Below are 14396 nucleotides of genomic sequence, written 5' to 3' on the forward strand. Positions count from 1 at the left end.
GCTACTGTTAAAAACCTTGAAAGGTTAGCCCCAACGTAGCAAGCCCATATCGACGATCCAGACGCGATGCAGTCACTCCATTATACAAAAATGGTATATTTCCGACAAAATTGTGTTGGTAAAATTCCCCTTTCATAAAGGTCGATATTTTGGGGGTAACATCGTAGCTGAGTTTAAGACCAAGACTATGATTGTTGTTAACTGGTGTATTACCAAAATTACGAACGCGGTCATCAATGTTGTCTCGCCATAAATGCTGATACTGGTAGGCAATCTGACTTTCAAATTGACGATATCTCCAGTTCCATGAACCACCTAAGCTGGTAAAATAAGCGTTATAGTTCAGGTCATTTTGAATCTCAATGCCATAATCACTGGCATTACCTGAAATATTCAGTTGGTTGATCAATAGATTATCGATAGAACAGGGTTTGTTTAATTTTCCTGAATATTGATTACTGGAATTAATATTGATATCCATCAAACAACCTTTATATTTTGCTTGAATATCTAAGCTATCTACTTTGACTTGGCTGTAACCGACTCCAGCAAATAAATTAATTTGATTCATGGGATCAAGTTTTCGAGAAAAAACACCATTCAGTTGAAATTGTAAGTCTTGTGGTTGATTGACCTGAAGCTGTTCAATCCTTTGTTGATTAACGATGGTTGCTGTAGATTTATTTAGCTCATTGGCCTGATTTCCCCATAGCGTTGCAGCAATGAAAAAACGATCTTTTTTGTTTAAGTTTAACTCAGGGAAATAGCGAATCCCCAGTGAGCTAGAGTGAATGGTATTGGTGTCTTGAGCATAATCAATTTCTCTGTACCAATATGATCCATCAACAATCCACTGTGGATGAAACTGGTATTCCATAGCAAAATGTGCACCCATGTAGTCACCAGCGTTGCTATTCTGTACGCCTTCACTTTGTCTTATATCCAGAAAGTCGATGCGGTCATTCACTGCATTTAGTTCTGTTGTAAATTTTAAAGATGATTTGGTTTCTTTTGCTAAGCTCTGTGCCTGTAAAAAAAGATCTTCAGGTGCAGCATATAAACCAGTTGGGCATATACATGCCATATATATAATTAAATTATGATATTTCATATAATCCAAAGACAAATATTTAAATGCTGAAGATAAAAATGCCAGCTTGAAGGCTGGCATTTAATGGATTAATTCAGTTTAAAGTGAGCTGTTAAGGTTGAGCCTTGGAATTGAGCACTATCAATACTTATGGTGCCATTTTGTAGTTCAAGAGCTGGATCCACTGTATAGGTGATTGGTAATACATAAGCAGATGCCTCTACTAAATCATTCACTGCAAGTTTCTTCATGTATTCAGTATAATACGTCTTTAAGGCATCATTGCTACTGATGATACTAGAGAGGGGAATAATTCCATTGCTGACATTAATCGGAATATCTTTCTGGGTAGTAATATTTAATTTGCTTACGCCTTGAAGAGATGTGGAAATATTAATAACTGTATTCACTGGAACTTTAGCACTGAGTATTGTGCCATCTGTTTTAAAGGTCACTTGAATATTACTAATAATGACATCTAGGTTTTCTCTTGCTGCGCCACGGCTACCATTAATTTTAAAACCTAATTTAATCGTATCGGTTAATTCAGACTTGGTATTGTTCAGTTTAAAGTTGACTGCCAAGGCAGTATCTAGGTTTGCATAACTTAACGCTAATGGTGCAGTAGGGCTGGAAGTCTTAAGCGTTGCCAATGAATAACCTGCTAAAGTAAAATCAGCATAAATTGGCGTTTTTAAGCTCTCTTTAATTGCCTGTGCTGGACTGTTAGGGTCTTGTAACGCTACGTTTAAAGCTCCTTGTAAAGTCGCGCCATCTCCACCTGATTGTGCAATCTTATTGATCTCTGTTGATACGGTGGTAATATTACCTTTGATATTATCTTTAATATTAGAATCTATTGGTGTGCTAGGATCATTGATGGTCGTCCCAGCCGTGGTTACAGCAGCAGTAAGAATTTCAGTTAAAGCAGTTGTTTGAAGATCACCATTACTATTAAATAGGTTTTTCCCTTGTGTCTTTAACGCATTTCCGATAGTAGAAAAAGCAATTTGTGTCGCCTGTTCTTGCGTCAATGCAACAGAGCCATCACTTTTGTTGATTGCTTGGAAGTTATCTTCAATTTGAGTTGCAAGTTGTTGTAGCGTGAAAATTACCGCCATTTCTTTTGCGCTGCCATGCTTGACAGGGTTGTATGAATTAATATTTGCTGCTGTTACAGTGGTCAGACCGAGATTATTTAAAACAACCTGAAGGTCGCCAGAGCCAAGATAATATTCAAGTGATGTAAGTGGGCTCGCAACTAAATCATTATTTGAAATATTTTGTAAATCTGTTTTTTTGATTTTGAGTGTGCCAGTAAATGGAAGTCCTGTTCCTATATCTGTACCCCCAGTGATGGTAATTGCGGAGTTATTACAGTCGGCAGTGGTCTTAAAAGAGAATTGACCTTGTGCATCTGTTGTAGTTGTCAGGCCATTACAGTCATCAAATTTTACAGTAGCATTGGCTAAATAGAAATCGACAGCAGTCCCCGAAATTGATTTTGGTGCAAAGGGTGCTGCTGAACTATTATTGCTACCATCGCTACCAGCACATGCAGTAAGTAAGGTTGTTATCGTTGTTGCAAGAAAAGTATATTTTATATATTTGTTAAGTAACATATTTTAAACCCCGGATGAATTATAATCAGTTCTCGTTATTTATAACAAATTAAGGATTTAAAAAGAAGAACAAAATAAAGTTTATTTTATATACAAGTATTTTGTAAACATTAAAATAAAAATGTTTAGTTTTAAAATGGCTTATACATGGTAATTATTATAATTGTACAAACAAAAAAATACGCAACGATTGGGGTGATCATTGCGTATAACAACGAAGCTGTTTTCACAGTTTCGGTTAAGGAGAATGTTAAAACTCTATAGAGCTTTAAACACTAAAAACATAATAAAATGAATGAGCAGTCATTTCATGATGTTTTCAGTTACGTTGTGTTAATTAAAGTTAATAACTATTGGTGAGTGTGATTTGTTTATCGTTTTCTGGGCATAAAAAAGCCTTTCTACATAAAGAAAGGCTTTTTTATGATTAAACGTGTTTAGAAGTGAAACATGCCTAAACCTGATTTAATTTCATCGAGTGTCTGTTGGGTAATATCGCGACATTTATCTGTGCCAGTTTTTAAAATATCCATGATGTAATCAGGATCTTTAGCCAGCTCGAGACGACGTTCACGAATCGGGGTAATGAGTTCTTTTAGTACGCCTTCAAGACGTTTCTTCACAGTGCCGTCACCTAAACCACCACGACGATAATGTGCTTTTAGCTCTTCAACTTCTTCTTTATTTGTGTCAAAAGCATCTAGATAAGTAAATACAATATTGCCTTCAACTTGACCCGGATCTTCAATTCTTAAATGATTTGGATCGGTATACATGGCATTGACTGCTTTTTTAATGTCTTTGTCAGATGCATCTAGCACAATGGTATTGCCTAATGATTTAGACATTTTTGCTTTGCCATCAAAACCGGGTAAACGACTCATGTTTGAAAGCAGAGCTTTACATTCTGGTAGCACATCATGAGCAATTTGACGATTTAAACGACGTATAATTTCATTGGTCTGTTCAATCATTGGAATTTGGTCATCACCAACCGGAACGACTGATGCTTTAAATGCAGTAATATCAGCTGCTTGTGCAACTGGATAGCATAAGAAGCCAGCCGGAATATCGCGTTCAAAACCACGGAGTTGAATCTCTGCTTTAATGGTTGGGTTACGTTCTAAACGCGACACCGTCACAAAGTTGAGGTACAACATGGTCAATTCATTTAATGCAGGCAAGCATGATTGAACGCAAATGGTTGTTTTGGTTGGATCAATACCGACGGCAAGATAATCTGTTGCCACTTCAATAATATTGCGGCGTACTTTTTCAAAGTTATCTGCGTTATCTGTTAAGGCTTGAGCATCAGCAAGGAGGAGATGTTGATGGTGAGAATCTTGTAACCCTACACGCGAACGTAAAGAACCTACAAAATGACCTAAATGAAGTTGTCCCGTTGGGCGGTCGCCAGTCAAAATAACAGGACGATTGTCTTGATTACTCATTATCTCTTTATTCCAAAGTTGTTAACACAACATGTATCTGCTGATGAATTGCCATATTGTACGGCATAATGTTTTTTAATGTCAGACACTATAAAAACAGAAGCTTGAAAAAATAAAAAGAATTTAATGAAGTTGATACAGTTTTCTTATATTTATATTTAAAATACCCTCTAGACCCCCTTAAGGATAAAAAGAATGGCGAGTAGCTTATTAATATTATTAGACGATATTGCCACCGTATTAGATGACGTTGCTGTAATGAGTAAAATGGCGGCAAAAAAAACGGCTGGGGTATTGGGGGATGATTTAGCGCTGAATGCACAACAAGTCAGTGGTGTCCGTTCTGAACGTGAATTACCTGTAGTTTGGAGTGTTGCAAAAGGTTCATTCATTAATAAGTTAATTCTTGTACCTTTAGCCTTGCTGATTAGTGTCGTTGCACCGTGGCTCATTAATCCTTTATTGATGATTGGTGGTTTATTTTTGTGTTATGAAGGCGTAGAAAAAGTTCTGCATAGCTTGCATCATAAAAAAGCCCAAACTCAAGAAGCTGCACAAGCAGAACTGATCGAAATAGAAACAGATTTAGTCACTTTTGAAAAAGATAAAGTTAAAGGGGCTGTTCGTACCGACTTTATTTTATCTGCTGAAATTGTGGTGATTTCATTGGGTACGGTTGCCACAGCTGCATTTGGTACTAAAGTTCTCGTACTTTCAGTGATTGCGATTTTAATGACTGTGGGTGTTTATGGTTTTGTTGCCATGATTGTGAAAATTGATGATTTAGGCTTATATTTAACCGAACAGGCATCTAGCCTTAAGCAAAGTATTGGCCGCGGATTGTTAGCATTTGCACCAAAATTAATGAAAACCCTGACCTTTGTGGGAACCATTGCGATGTTCTTGGTCGGTGGCGGGATTATTAATCATGCTGTGCCTTTGATTCATCATTGGAGCGAAGATTCAGTCGATTATATGGAGCATATTCCTACGGTTGGCAATATTATTGGTGCAGTTACACCCACCTTAATTAGTTTTGTTATTGGTTTTGTTGCGGGATTATTGGTTCTCGTAATGGTGAATTTCATTAAAAAGTTTTGGCCTAAATCTAAACAAACATGAGCATAAATGCGCGGTAAAATCAGATAAATACAAGCTAAAGGAATATCACTATGCGCTGGAAAGGACGTCGTGTAAGTAGCAATGTTGAAGACCGCCGTGGTGGTGGCGGTGTTAAGGCGGGTGGTATTAGTATTTTAGGTCTTGTGGTTGCCTTTGTGGCATGGAAGTTTTTTGGTGTTGACCCGCAACAAGCCTATCAAGCCACGAAGCAAGTTACATCACAAGCACAACCCGCTGAAACCAAAGGTTTGGATCATCCAACTCCAGAACAGCAAGAAGCCATGGATTTTATCGGGACAGTTTTAGCGGATACCGAAGATACGTGGACGCAAGTCTTTCAACAGCAATTAAATAGTCAGTATGTTGCCCCTAAATTGGTGATGTTTAGTGGTGTGGTGAATTCAGGCTGTGGTACAGCGCAATCTGCAATGGGGCCATTTTATTGTCCTGCCGATCGTAAAGTTTATATTGATACGACTTTCTTTAAAGACATGCGTCAGCAAATGGGTATTTCAGGTGAGCAAAATTCGACCGAGTTATCTCGCCAAGATCAAGCGGGAGATTTTGCCCAAGCTTATGTGGTTGCGCATGAAGTCGGACACCATTTACAAACGCTGTTAGGTATTTCTGATCAAGTACAAAAAGCACGTGCCCAATCCAGTGAAGTACAGGGCAATCAACTTTCTGTGCGTCAGGAATTGCAAGCAGACTGCTTTGCAGGAATTTGGGCACATCATAATCAACAACGCACCCAATTTTTAGAGCAAGGGGATATTGAAGAGGCGATGGATGCAGCGCATAAAATTGGTGATGATTACTTGCAAAAACGCGCTACAGGGCAGGTTGTGCCTGATAGTTTTACTCATGGTAGTAGTGAGCAACGCATGAAATGGTTTCAAACAGGTTTGAAATCAGGAAAGATCAACGATTGTGATACTTTTAATCAAACGATTTAAGAAAATAAAAGAGGGTTTAAAACCCTCTTTTTATTTTAAATTTTCAGCGACTTAAAAACTGTTTAAAGTTGCGAATAATCCTAATCGAGACATAAAGTGCAGCCAAGGCAAAGAGGCTGATACTAAAAACAATATATTTTAAACTTGAAATATCGGCTTGATAAAATTGCTGAATTTGTTGTTTAGAATAGGACCATTGTTGCTGCTTTTGCGTCAGACTATCTTGGTAATTAACGTGTTCAATATAATGCTGCTGACCAATTTTGATTAAGTTAATCTGCTTGATTTGGCGAGTATGTGACTGGTTATAGGCATCTGTACAAATATCTTTTAAATAATGTTCGCAGTTTACTTTCGCAACATAGCCATTATGCGCAAGCAAAATATAAATTGCTTGATCGGGCCGTTTATTATTCGAAACTAAAACCAGCTGTTCTTGAGGGGTCGATTTGAGTGAAATGTGTTGTGCTTGCTGGAAAGTTTGATCTGCATTTAAAATTTCTTTGCTTTTTGAGTAGATACTGAAAAATAAAGCGATTGTAATGAGAAAAATCACAACTGCAAAAAAAAGTCGAAATAGCGTTTTAACTGTTTGATGCATGAATAAATTCAACTTAATGTAGAGCTGGAAGAAAGCGTTGATACATTTAACACTTCGATATTGAGCTATGTTAATTCATTACTGAAAAGATGTAAAAAACTTAACGATAGCTAAAAATAATTTAGCAGCTTAAAACTGATTGTTGGCTATAATTTTTTTTAAAAAGCCTTTTGCATGAATTGTACTCTGATTGTTTTTATATTGAATGTTGTTCTAGACTAGAAGCATTGGTAAGTAAAATCAGTTGCTCTCAAGGTCGAATGAGATGATTTAAGGACAAGATATGCCGCAATATTGCAGTACTTCCAGTGATGAATTAGCACGTCAAATATTACAAGTAGTTGCCTTAATTCCTTATGGAAAAGTGGCGTCCTACGGGCAAATTGCAAAGCTCGCGGGCTTGCCTAAACATGCACGTTTAGTTGGTTATGTTTTAAAACATTTGGATCAAGCGACCGAAATTCCTTGGCATAGAGTGATTAATTCACAAGGAAAAATTAGCCTAAGTAAATTGGATCATTGTGGGGATAATATTCAACGCTTAAAATTATTAGAAGAGGGCGTAATGGTCATTGCAGATAAGATTAATTTAAAACAATATCAATGGATGAATGAGTTATAAAATAACGATTGAATTGGATAAAGTTAGAGATTTTCCCATCTTTAGAAAAAAGATGGGAAAGGGAAAAGCATTATGGTTGACGAACAATCAGGACAGGAATATGAGATTCGCCTAGTAAGCTCTGTGCGACGCTGCCAAGGAATAGCTTTTTAAAACCTGTACGACCATGTGAACCAATGATAATCAGGTCAGCATGCAGTTCTTCCGCCGCTCGAATGATTTCACGATGAATCACTTGTCCTTCAAGCAGTTTGGTTTCTACTTCAATGCCTTGTTCATTAAATTTTGCTTTAGCGGCAGCAAGTGATTCTTCAATTGATGTACGAGCGCGTTCTATTAAATCATTTGTTTGACTCGCAGAAATATATTCTGCTGCAATATATGGGTCGAGTACTAAAGCCTGAACCACTGTAATTTTACTGCCAAATGCTTTAGCAAATTCAACTGCTTTTTCAACGGCTGCATGTGATGTTTCTGAACCGTCAACTGGCACTAAAATATTATGATAAGCCATGTGAATTTCTCCTTATAATCGTTACTAAAACAGATGCGTTATAGAACTGTAAATTGTTGTTTGTTAAAGCAGCTTACATTTTGATACTAACTACATTTTTTCTAAAATAAAACCTAGTAATTTCATGGGGATAATTAACCGCCCTAAAGTGTTATTTCTAATTTAATCTAACATGTATTGCTTTGAAATATTAAGGCTTTAAAACTAAAGTCTGATGAAATTGTAAGCAGATTTTTTATTTGAAAGTATATGAAATATGCCTTTGGAAAATGTCATATCATAAGTGTAGTAACTTACTAATAATGAAATAGAAATGACTGAACAAAATCAATTAAATTGGCAACGGGATAATTTTGAAAGTATTGAAGAAGCTTAGCAGGGTGATCTTTGGGATCGTATAAGCGCTTAGGTATTCAACTTACAAACTATGTGGATCGTTTGCAGTGCGGTGCTGTATTGGCTTTGGATGCACGTTGGGGTGAAGGGAAAACGTGGTTTGTTCGGCATTGGCAAAAGTATCATTAAAACTTCTATTTAGAGTTGAATGAATTAGTTAGTTTTAAGGGGCTAGAAAATAAATTAGATTGAGATGGTTTTATGTTGGAAACACGTGAAAGATTAATAAATGATTGGAAAAATTTTGGCATTAATGTGTTTGAAGAATCAATATGGAGTTCTTCAGTCCAGTCAGATTGTTTGCCTAAAGTCAGAGAATTTTTGTCATCAAATGGTTTTAAATATGTAGATATTAGTATTGTAAGGCCTCCTGATAATAGTTCTGAAAGAATGAAATTTAGAACTCATTATGATGAAAATAATCAATGTTTTAGCACAAATTATGGCATTTCTATTCCTGCTCTAAGTAATAACCTCAAATTGACTGTTGGTTTAGAGCAAGCAATTGAAAATCAAGAATGCCAAGATAAAACACTTCGGATTATTAATACTCTTAGATTAATATTTGGTGTGCCAGTTGCACGTGAATTAATGTTGGTTACACATTTTAATAGTGAAAATTTTGAAAATGCTGGAGTAAGTTCTGAATTAGGATATGCATCGCCTTTTGATATTCAAAGTTTAAACTTTTATGATGAAATTGAATTTTCAAAATTAAGAAATGTGCCAATTGATGCCTTAATATTATTGGATAAAGCTTTCCAACAAAAATTTCCGAAGGAACGTTTTGTATTGATGTGGGTCTCATTTGAAGCAATTATTAATTCTATTTATGTGTCGGACAGCAATGGTGGTAAAAGGGTTAAATATTTTAAGGAAGAATTAAAATCTAACATAGTAAATGATGAGGTTTATCGTTTGTTTAAACTAAGATGCACTGTTTTTAAAGAAAGTAAATTTGAACATAAGCAATTTGATGAAGAAAATTGGTCATTATATGCAGCGCTACAATTAGCGATTATGGAAGATTGCCCTCAAAGAGCTGCATTTTTAAGGGGTTATGAGAAAACAATTATTGAAAGATCATAGATTTTCAAAATATTGAATTAATTTTCCCACATCCTCCGTCTGTAACTGTTCCCGCATTTTTAAAAACTGCTTTTCATCTAAGTCATACAGCTTAAGTGAAAGCAGTTTTTCTATATCTTCCTCAGGAAAGCGGTATTTAATGATTTTTGCGGGTACGTCACCCACTACGGCATAAGGGGGCACATCTTTAGTCACCACAGCACCTGTCGCAACCACAGCACCTTCGCCCAGTGTTACCCCTTGCATAATCATCGCTCGGCTACCAATCCAGCAACCATCAGCAATAATCGTATCGCCAGCAGGGACAAAACTACGTGTATCGAATGGAAAGGCTGAAATCCAGTCGGTACGATGCAATTGGTTACCGCCCATCATAATCACGCATTCAGCGCCAAAACAGACAAAGTTGCCGATATGTAGCTGATCTATTGGTTTTTCAACGGTAGTAGGTTTGTCATGCAGATAACGCACTACACAGCGTTCAAAACCTTGATCCCAGTAAGCACTGTAATAGCTGTAATTCCCTTTAATATGAATATTGGGATTCTTTACGGTTTTTGAAATAAATTCGAATTCACACCAATGTTTTACAGGGGAATTAATCAGTTGCTCAGACATGGGAATACAGCATTGGGAGGTGAGAGAATTATAACAAATAAAAGTCTTTCTTTGAAAAAGCGGGGGATATTCCATCGCTCTTCTACAGTTTAATTTAAGTAAGCTTTGGATACACGAGTGTGGCAGGGATGCCACACGTTACCCATCATAAGAAGGACGTTATGTATGGGTAATAAAGGCTTTTGCTTACTTTTGGCCTGTCAAAAGTAAGATGTTGCCTACGCGAATATCTTGAGGCTTTATTGAAAAATTGAGGCTGTGGAAGCTTCTATCTTTAAATAAAATTTTTTAAAAACAATAAATTGTCATCTAATGGGATATGAACACGTGTAAGACTGTATTACAAAAATTACATCTATCTGATTTTTATATTAAAAGTAAGGAGGCGGTGATGTTTTTTTATTTTTGGAGTCAGCAGTACTGCTCCATAAGTAAAGGTTTTTTAAAGTCCAAAAACAAAAACCCCCTCAAAAGAGGGGATCTGGAAAGCGATGAATCTTTAAAAAATTAAAGATATTCAACTTTCACAATTTCGTATTCCACTTCACCTTGAGGTGTCGTAATTTTTGCTTCATCGCCTTCGCTTTTACCTAAAAGACCACGAGCAATCGGTGAGTTCACAGAGATCTTATTGATCTTAAAGTCTGCTTCGTCATCACCTACAATTTTATAGGTTTTCTTTTCTTCAGTGTCCAGATTTTCAATCGTTACGGTCACACCAAAAACAACACGGCCATTTTGTTCAAGTGATTTAACATCAATTTCTTGAACTGCACCAAGTTTGCCTTCAATATCTTGAATACGACCTTCACAGAAGCCTTGTTGCTCGCGAGCAGCATGGTATTCTGCATTTTCTTTCAAATCCCCATGTTCACGCGCTTCAGCAATTGCAGCAATAATGCGTGGACGATCAACCGATTTAAGTTGAAGTAATTCTTTCTCTAAGGCAATTTTGCCTTCAGGTGTCATAGGATAACGTTTCATTGTTGTCCCTCACAGTTGTTATGTATTAAAAAATACAGATTAAAAATAAAAAAATCCCGCCACCGATAAGGTGACGGGACCTATCGGATAATGAATTAACCTGCTGTTAAATCTTGCAAGCGATATACATCCATCGGTAATTTAATTGCTAAAGCTTGGCATACTGCTTCTGCACCATTCAAAGTAGTCGTGTTATACACTTTACCTTGAAGTGCTGAACGGCGGATCGAGAATGAATCTTCTTGAGCCTGTTTACCTTCAGTCGTGTTAATAACAAGGTGAATTTCGCCATTTTTAATGCGATCCACAATATGAGGACGACCTTCAGTAACTTTGTTCACGCGTTCACACTCAAGACCAGCTTCGCTGATTACGTTAAATGTACCATCAGTCGCAAGAATCTTGAAGCCTAAATCGATTAGTTGTTTTGCAATTGCAACTGCACGTGGTTTATCTGATTCACGTACAGAGATAAATGCATGCTTGATTTCACCTTCAGTTGGTAGACCTGGTAAACGTTCATTGGCACCAAGTACCGCTTTATAGAACGCTTCGCCAAAAGTTTTACCAACACCCATTACTTCACCTGTAGATTTCATTTCAGGGCCAAGAATAGGGTCAACACCAGGGAATTTCGCGAATGGGAACACGGCTTCTTTTACTGCAAAGTGTGTTGGGATAATTTCTTTAGTAAATCCTTGAGATACTAAAGATTGACCCGCCATACAACGTGCAGCAACTTTTGCCAATGATTCGCCAATGCATTTAGAAACAAACGGTACAGTACGTGATGCACGTGGGTTCACTTCAAGAATATAAACGTCATTGCCTTTAACTGCAAACTGAACGTTCATTAAACCAATTACGCCAAGCTCTTTTGCCATCGCCACAGTTTGGCGGCGCATTTCATCCTGTACTTCATTTGATAATGAATAAGGAGGAATAGAACATGCAGAGTCACCAGAGTGAATACCCGCTTGTTCAATGTGCTGCATAATACCGCCAATCACAACGTCTTTACCGTCAGATACGCAGTCTACGTCAACTTCAATTGCGTCATCTAAGAAACGGTCAAGCAGTACAGGAGCTTCGTTAGATGCCTGAACTGCATCACGTAAGTAACGTTTAAGCTCGTCATCGTTGTATACGATTTCCATCGCACGACCACCAAGTACATACGAAGGACGTACAACAAGTGGATAACCCACTTTAGATGCTTCAGCCATACCTTCTTCAGCAGATTTTACAATGCTGTTGTTTGGTTGACGAAGTTGTAAACGTTGAATCATTTGTTGGAAACGTTCACGGTCTTCTGCACGGTCAATCGCGTCAGGTGATGTACCGATAATTGGCGCACCTGCTTCTTCTAAAGCGCGAGCCAGTTTTAACGGAGTCTGACCACCGTACTGTACGATAATGCCTTTAGGCTTCTCAATACGCACGATTTCAAGTACATCTTCTAAAGTAATCGGTTCGAAGTACAAACGATCTGATGTGTCATAGTCAGTAGAAACCGTTTCAGGGTTACAGTTGACCATAATCGTTTCATAACCGTCTTCACGCATTGCAAGGGCAGCGTGTACACAGCAGTAATCGAACTCGATCCCTTGACCAATACGGTTAGGACCACCACCAATGACCATGATCTTGTCTTTGGTCGATGGATTTGCTTCACATTCTTCATCGTAAGTTGAATACATGTACGCTGTGTCAGATTCGAACTCAGCAGCACAAGTATCGACACGTTTGTAAACTGGGTAAACGCCCAAGTTCCAACGTTGTTTACGGAATTGTTTTTGTGAAATGCCCATCAAGTGTGCAATACGAAGGTCAGATAAACCTTTGCGTTTGAACGAACGGATGTTGTCGGCATTTAAATCACCAAAGCCAAGTGTTTTTACTTGTTCTTCAGTTTTAATGATGTCTTCAATTTGAATGAGGAACCATTTGTCGATATTGGTTGCAGCAAAAACTTCGTCTAAGCTAAAGCCATGACGGAAGGCATCAGCCACATACCAAATACGCTCAGGACCCGGAACTTTAAGTTCGTGTAGGATCTTTTCGCGCGCGCCTTCAGCACCAACAGCAATTTGTTCGTCAAAACCACACACGCCAACTTCAAGACCACGAAGTGCTTTTTGCATAGATTCTTGGAAGTTACGACCAATGGCCATGACTTCACCTACAGATTTCATCTGTGTGGTTAGAATTGCTTCAGCTTGTGGGAATTTTTCGAAGTTAAAACGAGGAATTTTAGTGACAACGTAGTCAATTGACGGTTCGAATGACGCAGGTGTTGCACCACCAGTGATGTCATTTTTCAATTCATCAAGAGTGTAACCCACAGCCAATTTCGCAGCGATACGTGCAATTGGGAAACCTGTTGCTTTTGATGCAAGCGCAGATGAACGTGATACACGTGGATTCATCTCGATCACAACCATACGACCGTCTTTCGGGTTAATACCGAATTGAACGTTCGAACCACCTGTTTCAACACCAATTTCACGCAGAACAGCAATCGATGCATTACGCATGATTTGGTATTCTTTGTCGGTTAGTGTTTGTGCAGGTGCAACAGTGATTGAGTCACCTGTATGCACACCCATTGGGTCGAAGTTTTCAATCGCACATACGATAATACAGTTGTCGTTTTTGTCACGAACAACTTCCATTTCGTATTCTTTCCAACCAATCAATGATTCATCGATTAACAGTTGGTGAGTTGGCGATAGGTCGAAACCACGTTCACAGATTTCAATGAATTCGTCGCGGTTGTAAGCAATACCACCGCCTGAACCACCCATGGTGAATGATGGACGAATAATCGAAGGGAAGCCCAATTTTGCTTGGATTTCGAATGCTTCTTCCATAGTGCTTGCAACAGCAGCACGTGGACATTCAAGACCAATACGACGCATCGCGTCATCAAACAATTTACGGTCTTCTGCCATTTCAATGGCATCTTTACTCGCACCAATCAATTCAACATTGTATTTCGCTAAAATACCGTGCTCATCCAGTGCAAGCGCACAGTTCAATGCTGTTTGACCACCCATTGTCGGTAGGACTGCATCTGGACGTTCTTTTTCAATAATTTGTGCAACAGTTTGCCAAGTAATCGGTTCGATATACGTGGCATCTGCCATGCTTGGGTCGGTCATAATAGTGGCTGGGTTAGAGTTCACTAAAATAACGCGATAACCTTCTTCACGAAGTGCTTTACATGCTTGTGCACCTGAGTAATCGAACTCACATGCTTGACCGATCACAATCGGACCTGCACCAATAATTAAGATGCTTTTAATGTCTGTACGTTTAGCCATGATCG

12 protein-coding genes and 1 pseudogene are annotated in these 14396 nt (G+C 38.0%); 5 read left to right on the top strand and 8 right to left on the bottom strand.

The window, feature by feature from the left end:
* Window positions 1–7 precede the first annotated feature (7 nt).
* The 3 genes from F994_RS01390 to trpS all read right to left on the bottom strand — a co-directional run bounded on the left by F994_RS01390 (window position 8) and on the right by trpS (window position 4163).
* Window positions 8–1111 (bottom strand): hypothetical protein, encoded by a 1104-nt coding sequence (locus F994_RS01390; RefSeq protein WP_051061088.1) that lies wholly within the window; start codon window positions 1109–1111, stop codon window positions 8–10.
* Window positions 1112–1179: 68 nt separating this feature from the next.
* On the bottom strand, window positions 1180–2712 hold the full coding sequence (locus F994_RS01395; RefSeq protein WP_004648219.1) for a hypothetical protein: 1533 nt from the start codon (window positions 2710–2712) through the stop codon (window positions 1180–1182).
* 437 nt (window positions 2713–3149) lie between these two features.
* Window positions 3150–4163 carry a tryptophan--tRNA ligase gene (gene trpS / locus F994_RS01400; protein WP_004648221.1) on the bottom strand — a complete coding sequence of 338 codons (1014 nt, stop codon included), beginning with the start codon at window positions 4161–4163 and terminating at the stop codon, window positions 3150–3152.
* Window positions 4164–4358: 195 nt separating this feature from the next.
* Here trpS and F994_RS01405 point away from each other — a divergent pair, with 195 nt between their 5' ends.
* Window positions 4359–5285 (top strand): DUF808 domain-containing protein, encoded by a 927-nt coding sequence (locus tag F994_RS01405; RefSeq protein WP_004648222.1) that lies wholly within the window; start codon window positions 4359–4361, stop codon window positions 5283–5285.
* 50 nt (window positions 5286–5335) lie between these two features.
* Window positions 5336–6241, top strand: a complete 906-nt coding sequence (gene ypfJ, locus F994_RS01410; protein WP_004648223.1) for a KPN_02809 family neutral zinc metallopeptidase — start codon at window positions 5336–5338, stop codon at window positions 6239–6241.
* A gap of 43 nt (window positions 6242–6284) precedes the next feature.
* On the opposite strand, the gene F994_RS01415 is transcribed toward ypfJ, so the two are convergent.
* The gene (locus F994_RS01415) at window positions 6285–6842 is read right to left on the bottom strand and encodes a hypothetical protein (RefSeq protein WP_004648224.1); all 558 of its coding nucleotides are present in this window, start codon (window positions 6840–6842) and stop codon (window positions 6285–6287) included.
* Between the two features lie 283 nt (window positions 6843–7125).
* Between F994_RS01415 and F994_RS01420 the strand changes: the two genes are divergently transcribed.
* Window positions 7126–7464, top strand: a complete 339-nt coding sequence (locus F994_RS01420) for an MGMT family protein (RefSeq protein ID WP_004648225.1) — start codon at window positions 7126–7128, stop codon at window positions 7462–7464.
* A gap of 70 nt (window positions 7465–7534) precedes the next feature.
* Here the strand turns inward: F994_RS01420 and F994_RS01425 are convergent, their stop codons facing one another.
* Window positions 7535–7978 (bottom strand): universal stress protein, encoded by a 444-nt coding sequence (locus F994_RS01425; protein ID WP_004648226.1) that lies wholly within the window; start codon window positions 7976–7978, stop codon window positions 7535–7537.
* Between the two features lie 313 nt (window positions 7979–8291).
* Here F994_RS01425 and F994_RS17050 point away from each other — a divergent pair.
* Window positions 8292–8497 (top strand): annotated as a pseudogene (locus tag F994_RS17050) (P-loop ATPase); the annotation flags it as partial.
* A gap of 78 nt (window positions 8498–8575) precedes the next feature.
* Window positions 8576–9463: a hypothetical protein gene (locus F994_RS01430; protein WP_004648227.1), complete on the top strand. Its 888-nt coding sequence runs from the start codon at window positions 8576–8578 to the stop codon at window positions 9461–9463.
* Here F994_RS01430 and F994_RS01435 read toward each other — a convergent pair.
* The 3 genes from F994_RS01435 to carB all read right to left on the bottom strand — a co-directional run bounded on the left by F994_RS01435 (window position 9458) and on the right by carB (window position 14391).
* Window positions 9458–10081 carry a CatB-related O-acetyltransferase gene (locus tag F994_RS01435; protein WP_004648228.1) on the bottom strand — a complete coding sequence of 208 codons (624 nt, stop codon included), beginning with the start codon at window positions 10079–10081 and terminating at the stop codon, window positions 9458–9460. The two genes, F994_RS01430 and F994_RS01435, sit on opposite strands and share 6 nt — an antisense overlap.
* A gap of 507 nt (window positions 10082–10588) precedes the next feature.
* Window positions 10589–11065, bottom strand: coding sequence for a transcription elongation factor GreA (greA, locus tag F994_RS01440; RefSeq protein WP_004648229.1), 477 nt, complete (start codon window positions 11063–11065; stop codon window positions 10589–10591).
* A gap of 95 nt (window positions 11066–11160) precedes the next feature.
* A complete protein-coding gene (gene carB, locus F994_RS01445) occupies window positions 11161–14391 on the bottom strand; it encodes a carbamoyl-phosphate synthase large subunit (protein ID WP_004648230.1) in 3231 nt (1076 codons plus the stop codon).
* Window positions 14392–14396: the final 5 nt, after the last annotated feature.

It is taken from the genome of Acinetobacter bohemicus ANC 3994 (assembly GCF_000367925.1).
Classification (GTDB): Bacteria; Pseudomonadota; Gammaproteobacteria; order Pseudomonadales; family Moraxellaceae; genus Acinetobacter; species Acinetobacter bohemicus.

Excerpts from the sequence above, each read along its gene's own strand:
- F994_RS01390 (WP_051061088.1), bottom strand. The coding sequence starts at position 1,111 with ATGAAATATCATAATTTAATTATATATATGGCATGTATATGCCCAACT.
- F994_RS01395 (WP_004648219.1), bottom strand. The coding sequence starts at position 2,712 with ATGTTACTTAACAAATATATAAAATATACTTTTCTTGCAACAACGATA.
- trpS (WP_004648221.1), bottom strand. The coding sequence starts at position 4,163 with ATGAGTAATCAAGACAATCGTCCTGTTATTTTGACTGGCGACCGCCCA.
- F994_RS01405 (WP_004648222.1), top strand. The coding sequence starts at position 4,359 with ATGGCGAGTAGCTTATTAATATTATTAGACGATATTGCCACCGTATTA.
- ypfJ (WP_004648223.1), top strand. The coding sequence starts at position 5,336 with ATGCGCTGGAAAGGACGTCGTGTAAGTAGCAATGTTGAAGACCGCCGT.
- F994_RS01415 (WP_004648224.1), bottom strand. The coding sequence starts at position 6,842 with ATGCATCAAACAGTTAAAACGCTATTTCGACTTTTTTTTGCAGTTGTG.
- F994_RS01420 (WP_004648225.1), top strand. The coding sequence starts at position 7,126 with ATGCCGCAATATTGCAGTACTTCCAGTGATGAATTAGCACGTCAAATA.
- F994_RS01425 (WP_004648226.1), bottom strand. The coding sequence starts at position 7,978 with ATGGCTTATCATAATATTTTAGTGCCAGTTGACGGTTCAGAAACATCA.
- F994_RS01430 (WP_004648227.1), top strand. The coding sequence starts at position 8,576 with ATGTTGGAAACACGTGAAAGATTAATAAATGATTGGAAAAATTTTGGC.
- F994_RS01435 (WP_004648228.1), bottom strand. The coding sequence starts at position 10,081 with ATGTCTGAGCAACTGATTAATTCCCCTGTAAAACATTGGTGTGAATTC.
- greA (WP_004648229.1), bottom strand. The coding sequence starts at position 11,065 with ATGAAACGTTATCCTATGACACCTGAAGGCAAAATTGCCTTAGAGAAA.
- carB (WP_004648230.1), bottom strand. The coding sequence starts at position 14,391 with ATGGCTAAACGTACAGACATTAAAAGCATCTTAATTATTGGTGCAGGT.